The following is a 15,668-nucleotide window of genomic DNA, read 5'->3' on the forward strand; positions in this document are numbered from 1 at the left end:
GCGCAGCGGGCCTAGGGTGAGCGCATGGCGTCGGAGCGTATCACCCTGACCGTGGCGGGGCCGGACGGGGCCCGCGACGTGTCGCTGTCGAGCCCGAACCGGGTGATCTGGCCGGAGCTCGGCATCACGAAGCGCGAGCTCGCCGAATACGTCGCGGCCGTCGCCGAGCCGTTCCTGCGCGCCAACGGGCACCGGCCCGTCTCGCTCGAGCGGTTCCCCGATTCGGTCGCGGGCGAGAGCTTCTTCTCGAAGAACCCGCCCAAGGGGGCGCCCGACTACGTGCACGAAGTCATGTGCACGTACAACAGCGGGCGCCGGCATCCGCAGGTCGTCCTCGACGAGGCCGCCGCGATCGTCTGGGCGGTGCAGATGAACACCGTCGTCTTCCACCCGTGGGCCTCGCTCGCGGCCGACACCGACAACCCCGTCGAGCTGCGCATCGACCTCGACCCGCAACCCGGGACCGATATCGCGGATGCCGCGGCGGTCGCGCCCGCGCTCCGCGAGGTCTTGCGCGAGGCGGGGCTGGAAGCGTGGCTGAAGACGAGCGGCAACCGCGGCATCCATGTGTTCTGCCCGATCGAGCCCACGCACGAGTTCCTCGACGTGCGGCACGCCGTCATCGCCGCGGGGCGCGAACTCGAACGGCGGATGCCCGATCGCGTCACCACGAACTGGTGGAAGGAGGAGCGCGGGGAGCGCATCTTCGTCGACTTCAACCAGGCGAACCGCGACCGCACGATGGCGGGCGCCTACAGCCCGCGCGCGCTCCCCGGCGCCACGGTGGCGACCCCGATCACGTGGGACGAGCTCGCGGGAGGTGTCGACCCGGCATCCTTCACCGTCCGCACCGTCCCGGAGCGACTCGCCGCCACCGGCGATCCGTGGGCGGACTTCGCCGCGCGCCCGGGACGCATCGACACGCTGCTCGAGTGGTGGCAGCGCGACCTCGACGCAGGGCTCGGCGAGCTGCCGTTTCCGCCGGAGTTCCCGAAGATGCCGGGCGAGCCCCCGCGCGTGCAGCCGAGCAGAGCGCGCAAGACCGACTGATCAGCCGGCCGCCTTTCCGTCGGCCGTCCTGGCCGTCACGGCGCCGCGCCCCGACACCATCGCGCGCTCGTCGGTGCGATGCTTGCGTCGCGCCCAGCGGGCGGGGGTGGCGGGCCCGTCCCACACCTGGATGATGCCCCACGCCGTCGCCGTGAGCGGCACCGCGAGCACAGCGCCGACGATGCCGCCGAGGACGGTGCCCGCCGTCAGTGCGATGAGCACGACGAAGGCGTGCAGCTTCATCGAGCGCCCCATGAGCACCGGTTGCAGGAAGTTGCCCTCGAGCTGGTTGACGAGCACGACGACACCGACGACGAGGAGGGCGACCACCCACCCGTTGGCGACGAGCGCCACGAGCGCGGCGAGGATGCCGGCGAGCGTCGCGCCGACGAACGGGATGAAGGCGAGCAGGAAGACGAGCACCGCGAGGGGCACGGCCAGCGGCACCTGCAGGATGAGGAGACCGATGAGGATGCCGAGGGCGTCGACCGCGGCGACCGAGGCCGTTCCGCGCACGTACGAGCCGAACACGCTGACCGTCTTCGACCCGATGCGCACCGCGCGGGCGTACTTCTCACCCTCGAACGGGCGCAACACGAAGGCCCACATCTGCGGGCCGTCCTTCAGGAAGAAGAAGAGGACGACGACGAGCAGGATGAAGCCCGTCACGAACGACGCGACCGCGCTCACACCCGCAATCGCTCCGGAGCCGAATTGGGCCGAGGTGAGGAAGTCGGTCGCCGAGTCGATCCACTGGTCGATCTGCGACTGGTCGATCGAGAACGGCAGGGTCGAAACCCAGTCCAGGAGCTGCTGGAAGCCCTGCTGCGCCTTCGTCGACAGCTCGCCCCACTGACCGCGGACGGCCGCCACGATGAGCCACCCGATCCCGGCGAGGATCGTGACGACGACGAGCAGCACGAGCAGGGTCGCTCCGAGCGGCGGCACGCCTCGCCGGCGCAGCCACGCCATCACCGGCGCGAAGGCGCACGCGAGGATGAGCGCGAGCAGCAGCGGGATGACGACGACCGTGAGCTCGCGAAGCCCGATGATGAGCCCGGCGGCCACGGCGACGACGAGGATGATCTGGAGTGATCGGATCGCGAGGCTGCCGAACCCGTCCTGCCACAGCGACGCGGGCTTTCCGGCGGGTTGAACCCGCACGGGATCGGCGGCGGAGCTGCGGACGGCGACGGGGCTGGAGGCGCGGAAGAGTCCCATCCTTCGACGCTAACCGGTCGTCTCGGCCCGCGCTCAGGGTTGACAGCGGGCCACCCCGGCCTTCACGCGCCCCGTCGCACCCACTCGCGTTCGGTGAGCACGCGCGCCACCGTCAGCCCGATCGCGAGGGCGACCACGACGAACACCGCCGTGAAGCCGTTCTGGATCGCCGAGAGGGTGTCGCCCGCGATGACGCCGGTGATCGCCCGGTAGGCGGCGGCCCCCGGCACCATGATGAGCACCGCCGGCACCGTGATGGTCACGCGCGCCGCGCGGAGCCGATCGCCGACGAGGAACGCGCCGAAGCCGACCGTGAGGGCCGCGATCGCCGCGGCGAGCGGAACGGTGGTCCCGGCATCCACCATCGCCAGCCTGCCCACGTTCGCGATCGTCCCGAGCGTCGCCGCCGTGAGCGCGATCGCGGGCGGAGTGTCGAACAGCACCGCGAAGCCCAGCACGCCGACGAAGCCCGCCACGAGACGCACGATCGAGAGCACCGGCTCGTCGAACAGCGGAGTGGCGGTCTGGGTGACGGTCGCGTGGAAGAGCGACCCGATGCCCCACACCGCGGTGCCGGTCGCGAGCAGCACGAGCGTCGCGTAGACGACACGGGAGATTCCGGCGTTCAGGTCGAGGCGGGCGAGATCGAGCGCCCCGGTGACGAGCGGGAAGCCCGGCACGAGGTAGAGCACGGCGCTCGTCAGCGCGGCGTCGTGCTGCCCGCCCGGGAGACCGACGGCGGCGAGGAGCGCCGCGACGCCGAGGTAGACGAGCAGCGCCGTCATCGCGGAGAGGAAGACGACGAGGAACTCGTTCGTGCGCAGACGCCCGATGCGCAGCCGCACGAACTGGCCCGCGCCGGCCGCGATGCCGACGGCGACGAACTCCTGCCAGCCGCCGTTGTTGAGCAGCGCGAACGCCGCGCACGCGAGCGCCGCGCCGAGCACCCGCACGATCTCGGGATAGCGGCGCGGGGTCGACTCGATCGCGTCGAGCCGCCGCTGCAGCTCGGCGGCGGGTGTGCCGGGGCGCAGCTCGCCCGTCAGGCGCTTGAGCGCGGTGAGCCGGTCGGCGTCGACGGCCGGGCGGCGGATCTCGGCGACCCGCGTGCGGAACATCTGCCCGCGGCTCGTGGTGGCGACGATGTCGGTCATGCCGACCCGCGTGTGCAGCTTCTCGATGCCGACCGCGTGGGCGGCGCGCTCCATGCTGTCGCGCACGCGCGCCGACGAGCCGCCCGCGCCGAGCATGAGCGCGCCGAGGCGCATGACCGCGTCGGTGCGGGCGATGAACTGCACCGGCTCGAGTCGCAACTCCTGGGTCAGCGTCCACTCGACGTCCGACGGCCGGTCGGCGTCGATGCTGGCGTCGGTGTCGTCGCGGGGCGCCGAGACGGCGCCGGGCCGGTCGCTGTCGGCGGGCGGGTCGACGGGCTCGGACATGTCTCGATCCTGGCACCGGGTCGGTACGACGCGCACCCCGCGCGGCCGTGCTTTTTCACGGCCGGGCGCGCGCTCCGCCGCCGCCGCGCAGGGCTAGCGTCAGACCCAGAAAGAACGGGCATCGCCCGCTTTCGCACCTCGGGCCCGCATGGCCGGCCGCCGGTGTCCGGCGCCGATGCGGGCTCGTTGTGCGTGCGGCGTCAGTCGAGCACGTCGGCGAGGTCGTATGCGGGTACGGTCTCGAGCTGCGCGAAGGTGCACGATCGCGGGTCGCGGTCGGGCCGCCAGCGTTCGAACTGCACGGTGTGGCGGAAGCGTCGGCCCTCGAGCTGGTCGTAGCGCACCTCGAGCACCCGCTCGGGTCGCAGCCGCACGAAGGAGGTGTCCTTGCCCGCCGCCGTGAACCGGGAGCGCTCGCCGTCGCCGTGCACGGCCGCGCCCAAGGCATCCGTCTCGACGAGCGGAGCGAGCTCGTCGACGAGCTCGAGGCGGCGTGCGTCGCTGAACGCGGAGACCCCCCCGACCTGGTGCAGCCGTCCGTCGTCGTCGTACAGCCCGACGAGCAGCGAGCCGACGCCGGCGCCGCTCTTGTGCACGCGGTAGCCGAGAGCGACGACGTCGGCCGTGCGATGGTGCTTGATCTTCAGCATGGTGCGCTTGCCCGGGGCGTACGGCTCCGCGAGCGGCTTGGCGACGACGCCGTCGAGCCCCGCGCCCTCGAACAGCGCGAGCCAGCGGGCGGCGAGGGCCGGGTCGGTCGTCGTGCGCGTGAGGTGCAGCGACAGGGCGGCGCCGGGGGAGGGGCGGATGCCTCGCATCAGCTCCTCGAGTTCGCGGCGGCGCACCGCGAACGGTTCCGGCATGAGGTCGCGCTCGCCGCGGGCGAGCAGGTCGAAGGCGACGAACTGCGCCGGGTCGGTGTGGCTGAGCTGCTGCACGCGCGAGTCGGCGGGGTGGATGCGCTGCGACAGCGCCTCCCACGAGAGGCGCGCCGGGGTGTCGTCGTCTGTGCCGTTGGCCGCCGCGCCGTTCTTCGCGGGGCGGGCGACGACGATCTCGCCGTCGAGCAGGCACGGCTCCGGCAGGAGCGCCGCGAACGCCTCGGCGAGCTCGGGGAAGTAGCGCGTCAGCGGCTTCGCGCCCCGCGAGCCGATGATCACGTCGCTGCCGTCCCACGACACGAGCGCACGGAACCCGTCCCACTTCGGCTCGAACGAGAGCCCGCCCGGCGTCTTCGCGGGGTCGGGGATGGCGGGCACGGCCTTGGCCAGCATCGGTGCGGGGATCGCGTATGCCATGCGCTCCATCCTGGCCCGCGCTCCTTGTCTGGGCGAGGGGGTAGCGCCGCGACGGGCGATCGCAGCATCGGCCGCGACGTGACACTGAGTTTCATCTACACTGGGCTTTAGTCTCATCTCGGGCATTCGCCCGGCCGTCTCAGCGAGGAGCCCGCCATGGCCACCGACTACCAGCCGCCCGTCGCCGACTACGCCTTCCTCTATCGCGAGGCGTTCGGCACCGACATCGTCGCGCGCGCGACCGGCGGCGAGCTCACCGCCGACGACGGAGCCGACATCATCGCGGGAGCGGGCGAGTTCGCGGCATTCGTCCTCGCGCCGCTCGAGCAGGTCGGCGACCGCGAGGGTGCGCGCCTCGTCGACGGCCAGGTGCACCTGCCCCACGGATTCGCCGAGGCATACGCCGCCTTCGTCGAGGCCGGCTGGGTCACTGCCGAGGCGCCCGCCTCCGCCGGCGGCGACGGGCTGCCCGGTTCGATCCGCGCGGGCCTCGGCGAGATCTGGAACGCCTCGAACGCGGCGTTCGCGCTGTGCTGGCTGCTGAGCGCGGGACAGATCCACGCCCTGGATGCCGCGGCGTCGGACGAACTGCGCGAGATCTACCTCGCCAAGCTCGTCTCGGGCGAGTGGACCGGCACGATGAACCTCACCGAGCCCGCGGCCGGCACGGATCTCGGTGCGATCCGCACGATCGCGACGCCACGAGGCGACGGCAGCTGGTCTCTCAAGGGCCAGAAGATCTTCATCACGTGGGGCGACCACGACGTGGCCGAGAACATCGTGCACCTCGTGCTCGCGCGCACGCCTGGCGCCCCCGAGGGCGCCAAGGGACTGTCGCTGTTCGTTGCGCCGAAGTACCTCGTCAACGCCGACGGCTCGCTCGGCGACCGCAACGGCGTCGAGACCGTCGCGATCGAGCACAAGTTGGGCATCCACGGGTCGCCGACGTGTGTGCTCTCCTACGAGGACGCCACGGGCTACCTCGTCGGCGAGGTCGGCGGCGGGCTTGCCGGTATGTTCGTGATGATGAACTCCGCGCGCATCGGGATGGGCTTCCAGGCGACCGGCATCGCCGACCGCGCCCTCCAGCAGGCCGAGGCATATGCCGCTGACCGCATGCAGGGCCGCGTGCTCGAGCGCGGCGGTGACGCGCCGATCGCGGAGCACCCCGATGTGCGGCGTCTGCTGCTCTCGATCCGCAGCGACGTGTTCGCGATGCGCGCCCTCGGGGTGTACGTCGGCGACCTGTTCGACCGCGCCGAGGCATCCGAGGACGCCGCCGACCTCGCGTTCGCCGAGTTCTTCGTGCCGATCCTCAAGGGCTGGGCCACCGAAGACGCCGTCGCGCTGACGAGCGACGCGATCCAGGTGCACGGCGGCATGGGCTTCATCGAGGAGACCGGCGCCGCGCAGCACTACCGCGACGCGCGCATCATGACCATCTACGAAGGCACGACGGCGATCCAGTCGAACGACCTCATCGGCCGCAAGGTGATCCGCAACGAGGGTGCCACCGCCGAGACGCTGTTCGCCCAGATCGACGAGACCGTCGCCGCGCTCCGCGGAGCCGGGGCGGGCGAGGTCGCGGCGCGCACCGCCGACCGGCTCGAGCGTGCCGTGGCATCCGCCCGCCGGGCGACCGCCGACGTCGTCGGCTTCGGGTCGTCGCCGCGCGACGCGCACGCCGTCAGCGTGCCGTACCTGATGCTGCTCGGGGTGCTCGCCGGCGGCTGGATGCACGCGCTCGCCGTCGTCGCCGTCGCCGCGCACGAGGCCCCCGCCGCCGAGGACGCCGCGCGCCTCACCCTCGCCGACTTCTACGGTGCGCACCACCTGCCCCGAGTTCACGGCCTCGCCGAGACGGTCGCCTCCGGCGAGACCGCCTGACCCGCCGGCATCCGCCGGCCGCGGCGTGCGCGCCGCCCGCCGGCCGCGCACGCGCTCGTCGCCGAGACCGACCGCCGGGCACTCGGTCTCGCGCCGGACGGTCGGTCTCGCGGGCCGGGCGGTGTCGCGCGCGGGCCGCCGCGCGAGCGTCGCATGCTACAGTCGGGCATACCGACTGGACGGTATGACGCTCGAGGAGGAGCATAATGGCGGATGCCGGGGCACGGTTCGCGGACACGGTGACGATCGTCACGGGCTCGAGCCGCGGAATCGGACTCGCGATCGCCGCGCGTCTGGTCGCCGAGGGCGGCCGCGTCGTCCTCACGGGTCGCCGCCGCGAGCCGCTCGAGGCCGCCGCCGCGGAGCTCGGACCCGCCGCCACGGCGGTCGCGGGCGCGGCGGATGACCCGGTGCATCGCGCCGGGGTGTTCGCGCACGTCGCCCGGACGCACGGCCGGCTCGACCATCTCGTCAACAACACGGGCATCAACCCGGTGTACGGACCGCTCGCGAGCGTCGACGTCGCGGCGGCGCGGAAGATCCTCGAGGTCAACGTCGTGGCGGCGCTGGAGTGGTCGCGCGACGCCGCCGCGGCGGGGCTCACCCGCTCGATCGTCAACATCGCCTCGGTCGCCGGAGTCGGCGCGAGCCCCGGCATCGGCATGTACGGCGTCTCGAAGGCGGCGCTCATCAACCTCACGGCGCAGCTCGCGTTCGAGCTCGCGCCGGGCATCCGGGTCAACGCCGTCGCCCCCGCCGTCATCAAGACCGCCTTCGCCCGCGCGCTCTACGAGGGCCACGAGGCCGAGGTGTCGGCCGCGTATCCGCTCGCGCGTCTCGGCGAGCCCGACGACGTCGCGGGTCCGGTCGCCTTCCTCCTGTCCGCCGACGCCGCGTGGGTGACCGGTCAGACCCTGGCGATCGACGGTGGCGCCGGCATCCGTCCGCTGATGTGACGCGTCCGCGCGAAGATGGACTTATGAGAGATTCGCGGGTCGCCGACGACCTCCGGCGCGCCGCCGTCGAGCTGTTCGCCGAGCAGGGCTACGCGACGACGAGCGTGCAGCAGATCGTGGATGCCGCGGGCGTCACGAAGGGCGCCATGTACCACTACTTCGCCTCGAAGGACGACCTGCTCTTCGGCATCTATGACTCGCTCCTGACCCTGCAGAAGGCGCACCTCGACGAGATCGTCGCCCGCGGCGGCGATGTGGACGAGATCCTGCGCGCCGCCTGCATCGACGTCGTCAAGACCTCGATCGACCAGCTCCGCGAGGGCGCGGTCTTCTTCCAGAGTCAGCACCTGCTCACCCCCGAACGGGGGCGGGAGATCGTGCGCCGTCGCCGCGAGTACCACGACGTGTTCGCGGCGCTCCTCGAGCGGGGGCAGCGGGAGGGGCGGTACCGCACCGACGTCCCGCTCGCCGTGCTCGTCGCGCACTTCTTCAGCGACGTGCACTACCTCTCGCACTGGTACTCGTCCGACGGCCCCGAGAGCAAGGGTCTCGTCGCCGCGCAGCTCACCGAGCTGTACCTCGCGAGCCTGCGCGCCTGAACGGCGGGCGGGCCGGGGTCGGGCGCGGCCGGGCGTGCCGGGCGCGGTCACCCCTTCAGCTGCGCGCGGCCCAGGCTGCTCAGGTGCACTTCGTCGGGTCCGTCGGCGAGGCGCAGCGAGCGGATGCCGGCGTACATCTCGGCCAGCGGGGTGTCGCTCGACACGCCTGCACCGCCGTGCACCTGGATCGCGCGTTCGAGGATCTGCTGTACGGCGCGCGGCACGGCGATCTTGATCGCCTGGATCTCGGTCATCGCCTTCCGGTTGCCGACGGTGTCCATGAGCCATGCGGTCTTGAGCACGAGCAGGCGCAGCGACTCGAGCGTGATGCGGGCCTCGGCGATCCACTCGCGGATGATGCCCTGGTCGGCGAGCGGGCTCCCGAACGCGTGCCGGTCGCCCGCTCGCTCGATCATCAGGGCGAGCGCGCGCTCGCCAGTGCCGAGCGCGCGCATGCAGTGGTGGATGCGCCCCGGGCCGAGCCGCGCCTGCGCGATCGCGAACCCGTCGCCCTCGCCGCCGATGAGGTTCGCGGCGGGCACGCGCACGTCGTCGAACACGATCTCGGCGTGACCGCCGTGGTCGCGATCGTCGTAGCCGAACACGGTGAGCGGGCGCACGATCCGCACGCCCGGGGTGTCCCGCGGCACGAGGATCATCGACTGCTGGCGGTGCCGGTCGGCGTCCGGGTCGGTCTTGCCCATCACGATGAAGATCTTCGCGTCGGGGTTCATCGCCCCGGTCGACCACCACTTGCGGCCGGCGACGACGTAGTCGCCGCCGTCGCGACGGATCCGCGTCGCGATGTTCGTCGCGTCGGACGAGGCGACGTCGGGCTCGGTCATGCAGAAGGCAGAACGGATCTCGGCATCCAGCAGCGGGCGCAGCCAGGCATCCTTCTGCTCCGGCGTGCCGAAGTCGTTCAGCACCTCCATGTTGCCGGTGTCGGGGGCCGCGCAGTTGAACGCCGGGGGAGCGAGGCGGGTCGACCAGCCGGTGACCTCGGCGACGGGGGCGTACTGCAGGTTCGTGAGGCCCGCGCCGTGCGCACCGGGGAGGAACAGGTTCCACAGGCCCTGCGCTCTCGCCTCGCGCTGCAGGTCGCGCACGATGGGGCGCACCGTCCATTCGTCCGGAGACTGCGCGAGCTGCGTGTCGAGCCCGGGCTCGGCGGGGAGCACGCGCTCGTCGACGAAGCGGCGCGCCTTCGCGATCAGTGCGGTCGTCTGCTCATCGAACGAGAAGTCCATCAGCGTGCCTCCAGTCCTCGGCGGGCGAGCGGCTCGACGAGCGCGCCCATGCGATCGAAGCCCGCGCCGACGGTGTCGCCGGCGCGGAAGCGGTAGTGGATGCCCTCGAGGATGACGGCGAGCTTGTACGCGGCGAACGCGCGATACCAGTCGAGGGTCGGTACGGCGATGCCCGCGCGCGCGGCGTACGCGTCGACCAGTTCGTCGAGGTCGGGGTAGCCGGCGGCGGGGTCGACGGCGCTCGGGACGGCGGCCGCGAGGACCGGGTTGGCGGCGCCGTCAGCGTCTCCGTCGTCGCCCGCGAGGTCGCCGATGGTCCAGTAGAGCGCGAACATGCCGAGGTCGACGAGCGGGTCGCCGAGCGTCGCCATCTCCCAGTCGAGGATCGCCGAGACGTGCGCGTCGTCGCGCCCGCCGACCACGAGCGCGTTGTCGAGACGGTAGTCGCCGTGCACGATCGCCGGGCGGCCGGATGCCGGCACGTCGCCCTCGAGCGATGCCTGCAGCGCGTCGAGGGTGGGCGTCTCGCGCGAGCGTGACGCGTCGAGCTGCCGCCGCCACGTGCGCAACTGACGTTCGAGGTACCCGTCGGGTCGCCCGAAGTCGCCGAGGCCGACGGAGTCGGGATCGACCGCGTGCAGATCGGCGAGGTGCGCGGCGAGCGAGATCCCCAGCCGGTGCAGCGCCGCGGGGGTGAAGCCGGCGTTGTCGGCGGGTCGGGCCAGCACGCGCCCGGGCGCGCACTCCATGACGAAGAACAGGGTGCCGGTGACCTCGTGGGTGTCGGTGTCATCGACGATGTCGACGGCGACCGGCACGGGCACCGCGGAGCCGGCGAGCGCCGAGATGACGCGATGCTCGCGGCGCATGTCGTGGGCGCTGGAGAGCACGTGCCCGAGCGGCGGCCGCCGCAGGATGAGGGGTCGCCGCGTCCGCTCGATCCGGTAGGTGAGGTTGCTGCGTCCGCCCTCGATCACGGCCGCCGTGATCCCGCTGCCGTCTGCCGGTCGGGCGGGGGGGTCGGCGTCGGGGTTGGGGTTGGCGTTGTGGTCGCGTTCGGGCTCCCGCGCGGGCGCAGGCGAGAGCTCGGGGTGTGTGCGGTCGATCCACGCGGCGAGCCCCGCGACGTCGAGCCCTGGAACGTCGGTCATCGTCGACCCCTCCCGCGACACGTCATGCGCCGCTGGCACTGAGCATACCGAATGGTCGGTATGCCGCCAAGCCACAGATGCGCGCGACATCGCCCCGCCGCGGACCCGAGACCGACCGATCGCGCCGACACCGACCGCCCGGCAGTCGGTCTCGCGCCGGATGGTCTGCCCTCACGGGGGTGCGCCCGCGAGGGCAGTCGCGGCGCGGCGGCGCGGGGGCTACAGCGCGTCGCGGAGGCGGCGGGCGACCTCGGCGGTCGGCATGCGCCGGGGGAACGTCGCGACGACGACGTCGTCGCCTCGGGTACCCTCGCCGTCGGGGTGCACGCCGAAGCGGTGCATCAGGCGGTCATAGGCATCCGTCAACACCGACTCGGGGATGTCGTCGGTGCCGCGCAGCAGCCGCCGCAGCACGTGGTTGTGCACGGCGGTGACCGCGGCCGAGAAGGCGACCGCGTCGATCGGATCGAGCCCGGGCAGCGCCTGGCGCAGGTAGTCGTCGAACAGGCGCTCGTACTGGAACACCGTCACGATCTCGCGCTCGCGCAGCGCCGGCACCTGCCGCACGACGGCGTAGCGGCGGCGGGCGAGCTCGGGGTCGGCCGCGAAGTGGCGGAACACCTCGACGGATGCCGCCGCCGCGGCCGCCCACGGATTCTCGCGCGGGTCGCGCCGCGCGGCCTCGAGGAAGGTGCGCAGCTGCGCGAGGAGCACGTCGTGGTCGCTGAAGACGACGTCGTCCTTGCCACCGAACTGGCGGAAGAAGGTCGAGCGCGAGACGCCCGCCGCCTGCGCGATCTGCTCGACCGATGTCGCCTCGAACCCCTGGGCGACGAACAGGTCGAGCGCGGCCGAGACGACGGCGTTGCGGGCGGTGGTGGGGGCGACGTCGGTCATGCGCCGAGCCTAGTCGCCGTCCGGCCGCCGGTCGTCGGACCGGTGGGGCAGGTGTGCGCTCCAGATGCCCCCGAGACGACACCAGCACCACCGGTCCGACGGTTGAGCACTCGCACCGGGACGCACGCCAAGAGCCGCACCGATACTCACGCCGGCCCCAGGCTGGCGCCGCGCCGGGCCGGTCCCGGGCACTCAGGCGCACGTATTAGGCTGGGGGATTGGTCGATATCTCGACATCGAGACATCTTCGGCATCGGACACCCCGAAAAACCACAGACGCCCAGCGGAGGATTGCGCGTGGATCTCTACGAATACCAGGCACGTGACCTGTTCGAGAAGTACGAGGTGCCGGTGCTTCCCGGCATCATCGCCGACACTCCTGAGGAGGCGAAGGCGGCGGCCGAGAAGCTCGGCGGCGTCGTGGTCGTCAAGGCTCAGGTCAAGACCGGAGGCCGCGGCAAAGCGGGCGGCGTGAAGGTCGCGAAGACCCCGGACGAGGCGTACGAGGCCGCGAAGGCGATCCTCGGTCTCGACATCAAGGGCCACGTCGTCAAGCGCGTCATGATCGCGGGTGGTGCCCAGATCGACAAGGAGTACTACTTCTCGGTGCTGCTGGACCGTGCCAACCGTTCCTACCTGTCGCTGTGCTCGGTCGAGGGCGGCATGGAGATCGAGCAGCTCGCGGTCGAGAAGCCCGAGGCGCTCGCCAAGGTCGAGGTCGACCCGCTGACGGGCATCGACGAGGCGAAGGCGCTCGAGATCGCCAAGGCCGGTGGCTTCGACGACGAGACGGCCGCGAAGGTCGCCCCCGTCTTCGTGAAGCTCTACAACGTCTACACCGGCGAGGGTGCGACCCTCGTCGAGGTGAACCCGCTCATCCAGGATGCCTCGGGCAACATCATCGCCCTCGACGGCAAGGTCACCCTCGACGACAACGCGTCGGAGGTGCGCCACCCCGAGCACGAGGAGCTGGAAGACAAGGACGCCGCCGACCCGCTCGAGGCGAAGGCGAAGGCATCCGGCCTCAACTACGTGAAGCTCGACGGTCAGGTCGGCATCATCGGAAACGGCGCGGGCCTCGTCATGTCGACGCTCGACGTCGTCGCGTACGCCGGTGAGAACCACGGCGGCGTGACCCCCGCGAACTTCCTCGACATCGGCGGCGGCGCGTCGGCGACCGTCATGGCCGCCGGCCTCGACGTCATCCTCGGCGACCCGCAGGTGAAGTCGGTGTTCGTCAACGTCTTCGGCGGCATCACGTCGTGCGTCGCGGTCGCAGAGGGCATCGTCAAGGCGCTCGAGATCCTCGGCGACACCGCGACCAAGCCCCTCGTCGTTCGTCTCGACGGCAACCAGGTCGAAGAGGGTCGCGCGATCCTCGCCGCGGCGAACAACCCCCTCGTGACCCTTGCCGCGGGCATGGACGAGGGCGCCGACAAGGCCGCCGAGCTGGCGAACGCCTGATCCTTCGACGAGCTCAGGAACCGGAACAGGACTAGAACAATGTCTATCTACCTCAACAAGGACTCCAAGGTCATCGTCCAGGGCATCACCGGCGGCGAGGGCACGAAGCACACGGCGCTCATGCTCAAGGCGGGCACCAACGTGGTCGGCGGCGTCAACGCGCGCAAGGCCGGCACGACCGTCTCGCACACCGACAAGGACGGCAATGCCGTCGAGCTGCCCGTGTTCGCCTCGGTCGCCGAGGCGATCGAAGCGACCGGCGCCGATGTCTCGATCGCGTTCGTGCCGCCGGCGTTCACGAAGGACGCGATGATCGAGGCCATCGACACCGACATCCCGCTCCTCGTCGTCATCACCGAGGGCGTGCCCGTCGGCGACACCGCGGAAGCGTGGGCGTACGCGAAGTCGAAGGGCAACAAGACCCGCATCATCGGGCCGAACTGCCCCGGCATCATCACGCCCGGCGAGGCGCTCGTGGGGATCACCCCGGCGAACATCACGGGCAAGGGCCCGATCGGCCTCGTGTCGAAGTCGGGGACGCTCACGTACCAGATGATGTTCGAGCTGCGTGACCTGGGCTTCTCGACCGCGATCGGCATCGGCGGCGACCCGATCATCGGCACCACGCACATCGACGCGCTCGAGGCGTTCGAGGCCGACCCCGAGACCAAGGCGATCGTCATGATCGGCGAGATCGGCGGCGACGCCGAGGAGCGCGCGGCCGATTACATCAAGGCGCACGTCACGAAGCCGGTCGTGGGCTACGTCGCCGGCTTCACCGCTCCCGAAGGCAAGACGATGGGCCACGCCGGCGCCATCGTCTCGGGCTCCGCCGGCACCGCGCAGGCGAAGAAGGAGGCCCTCGAGGCCGCCGGCGTCAAGGTCGGCAAGACGCCCTCCGAGACGGCCGCCCTCATGCGCGAAATCATCGAGACGCTGTAACGCCGTCTCCTCGAGAAGGGTCCGGATGCCTCGGCATCCGGACCCTTCTCGTTTCAGGAGGCCGGCCCTGGGCGCGGCGGACCGAGTCAGACGCCGAGCATCGCCTCGATCGGGCCGCGCGCGAAGAACAGCACGAAGCCGACGCCGACGACCCACAGCAGCGGGTGGATCTCCTTCGCCTTGCCCGAGAACGCATGCAGCACGATCCACGAGACGAATCCTGCGCCGATGCCGTTGGCGATCGAGTACGTCATCGGCATGACCGTCGCGGTGAGGAAGACCGGCAGCAGCACGCGGAAGTCGGTGAAGTCGATGCTCTTGATCTGCGAGAGCATCATCGCTCCGACGAGCACGAGCGCGGCGGCCGCGACCGCGCCAGGCACGAGCGAGGTGAGCGGCGTGAAGAACATCGCCAGCAGGAAGAGCCCGCCCGTGACGACCGATGCGAGTCCCGTGCGCGCGCCCTCGCCGATGCCCGACCCCGACTCGACGAACACCGTCGCGGACGACGAGGACGTCCCGCCGCCGACGATCGCGCCGACGCCCTCGACGATGAGGGCCGACCTGATGCGCGGGAAGTCGCCCTTCTCGTTCGCGAGCCCGGCTTCGCGGGCGAGGCCCGTCATCGTGCCCATCGCGTCGAAGAAGTTCGAGAACAGCAGCGTGAACAGGAACATGATGAGTGCGACGACGCTCACGCGCTGCAGGTCGAAGCCGAAGTCCACGGCGCCGATGAGACTGAAGTCGGGGAGCGCCACGATGCCGCCCGCGAACCCGAAGTCGAGCCCGAACGGCCAGATCGCGTTGACGATCGCGGCGAGGACCGTGCCGCCCACGAGCGCGATGAGAATCGCTCCCTTCACACGCAGCGCGATGAGGACCCCGCCGATCAGCAGTGTGAGGACGAACAGCAGCGTCGGGAGGGACGCCACCGAGCCGCCGACGCCGAGGTCGACGGGCGGCGACGGATTGCCGGTCGCGGTGACGAAGCCCGCGTTGACGAAACCGATGAAGGCGATGAAGAGCCCGATGCCGACCGTGATGGCGAGCTTCAGCTGCACCGGCACGGCGTCGAAGATCATCTTCCGCAGGCCCGTTGCGGCGAGGAGGACGATGATCACGCCGTTGATGACGACGAGCGCCATCGCCTCGGGCCAGCTGATCGAGCCGACGATCGAGAATGCGAGGAACGCGTTGATGCCGAGGCCCGCCGCGAAGGCGAACGGCAGACGCGTCACGAGACCGAACAGTACGGTCATGACGCCCGCCGTGAGCGCGGTGGCCGCGGCGACGGCGCTGCCGGAGAGGACCGTCCCCTCGACGTCGGGTGTGGAGAGGATGAGGGGGTTGAGGATGACGATGTAGGCCATCGTCACGAAGGTGACGAGGCCTCCGCGCAGCTCGGTGCCGACCGTCGAACCGCGCTTCGAGATCTCGAAGAAGCGATCCAGGGCGCCCCCGTCGGCGGTGGTGGTGCGTGTGGGCGCTCCGGGTGTGCTCGACATGAATCC

The 15,668-nt window shown here is 71.4% G+C and carries 13 protein-coding genes; 6 read left to right on the forward strand and 7 right to left on the reverse strand.

Annotated features, from left to right (window positions below; genetic code table 11):
* Window positions 1-24: 24 nt before the first annotated feature.
* Entirely contained in the window at window positions 25-1,050 is a 1,026-nt protein-coding gene (gene ligD, locus WFI52_RS03955; protein ID WP_336626026.1) for a non-homologous end-joining DNA ligase, read from the forward strand.
* On the opposite strand, the gene WFI52_RS03960 is transcribed toward ligD, so the two are convergent.
* From WFI52_RS03960 to WFI52_RS03970, 3 genes are all read right to left on the reverse strand, one after another.
* A complete protein-coding gene (locus WFI52_RS03960) occupies window positions 1,051-2,271 on the reverse strand; it encodes an AI-2E family transporter (protein WP_336626025.1) in 1,221 nt (406 codons plus the stop codon).
* Window positions 2,272-2,333: 62 nt separating this feature from the next.
* A complete protein-coding gene (locus WFI52_RS03965) occupies window positions 2,334-3,713 on the reverse strand; it encodes a threonine/serine ThrE exporter family protein (protein ID WP_336626024.1) in 1,380 nt (459 codons plus the stop codon).
* Between the two features lie 200 nt (window positions 3,714-3,913).
* Entirely contained in the window at window positions 3,914-5,011 is a 1,098-nt protein-coding gene (locus tag WFI52_RS03970) for an ATP-dependent DNA ligase (protein WP_336626023.1), read from the reverse strand.
* A gap of 156 nt (window positions 5,012-5,167) precedes the next feature.
* Here WFI52_RS03970 and WFI52_RS03975 point away from each other — a divergent pair, with 156 nt between their 5' ends.
* From WFI52_RS03975 to WFI52_RS03985, 3 genes are all read left to right on the forward strand, one after another.
* Window positions 5,168-6,898, forward strand: a complete 1,731-nt coding sequence (locus WFI52_RS03975) for an acyl-CoA dehydrogenase (RefSeq protein ID WP_336626022.1) — start codon at window positions 5,168-5,170, stop codon at window positions 6,896-6,898.
* Between the two features lie 206 nt (window positions 6,899-7,104).
* A complete protein-coding gene (locus WFI52_RS03980; RefSeq protein ID WP_336626021.1) occupies window positions 7,105-7,854 on the forward strand; it encodes an SDR family oxidoreductase in 750 nt (249 codons plus the stop codon).
* A 23-nt stretch (window positions 7,855-7,877) separates the two neighbouring features.
* On the forward strand, window positions 7,878-8,453 hold the full coding sequence (locus WFI52_RS03985; RefSeq protein WP_336626020.1) for a TetR/AcrR family transcriptional regulator: 576 nt from the start codon (window positions 7,878-7,880) through the stop codon (window positions 8,451-8,453).
* 47 nt (window positions 8,454-8,500) lie between these two features.
* Here WFI52_RS03985 and WFI52_RS03990 read toward each other — a convergent pair whose 3' ends face one another.
* The 3 genes from WFI52_RS03990 to WFI52_RS04000 form a co-directional block, all read right to left on the reverse strand.
* Complete coding sequence (locus WFI52_RS03990) at window positions 8,501-9,703, reverse strand: acyl-CoA dehydrogenase family protein (protein ID WP_336626019.1); 1,203 nt, start codon at window positions 9,701-9,703, stop codon at window positions 8,501-8,503.
* Entirely contained in the window at window positions 9,703-10,854 is a 1,152-nt protein-coding gene (locus WFI52_RS03995; protein WP_336626018.1) for a phosphotransferase family protein, read from the reverse strand. Before WFI52_RS03995 ends, WFI52_RS03990 begins: the two co-directional genes overlap by 1 nt.
* A gap of 219 nt (window positions 10,855-11,073) precedes the next feature.
* Window positions 11,074-11,751, reverse strand: a complete 678-nt coding sequence (locus WFI52_RS04000) for a TetR/AcrR family transcriptional regulator (RefSeq protein WP_336626017.1) — start codon at window positions 11,749-11,751, stop codon at window positions 11,074-11,076.
* 297 nt (window positions 11,752-12,048) lie between these two features.
* Between WFI52_RS04000 and sucC the strand changes: the two genes are divergently transcribed.
* Both sucC and sucD read left to right on the forward strand, forming a co-directional pair.
* Window positions 12,049-13,215 (forward strand): ADP-forming succinate--CoA ligase subunit beta, encoded by a 1,167-nt coding sequence (gene sucC, locus WFI52_RS04005; RefSeq protein WP_336626016.1) that lies wholly within the window; start codon window positions 12,049-12,051, stop codon window positions 13,213-13,215.
* A 39-nt stretch (window positions 13,216-13,254) separates the two neighbouring features.
* Window positions 13,255-14,157, forward strand: coding sequence for a succinate--CoA ligase subunit alpha (sucD, locus tag WFI52_RS04010; RefSeq protein ID WP_336626015.1), 903 nt, complete (start codon window positions 13,255-13,257; stop codon window positions 14,155-14,157).
* Between the two features lie 86 nt (window positions 14,158-14,243).
* On the opposite strand, the gene WFI52_RS04015 is transcribed toward sucD, so the two are convergent.
* Window positions 14,244-15,662, reverse strand: coding sequence for an NCS2 family permease (locus WFI52_RS04015; RefSeq protein ID WP_336626014.1), 1,419 nt, complete (start codon window positions 15,660-15,662; stop codon window positions 14,244-14,246).
* Between the last annotated feature and the right edge of the window lie 6 nt (window positions 15,663-15,668).

The organism is Microbacterium sp. MMO-20 (assembly GCF_037147735.1).
Taxonomy (GTDB): Bacteria; Actinomycetota; Actinomycetes; order Actinomycetales; family Microbacteriaceae; genus Microbacterium.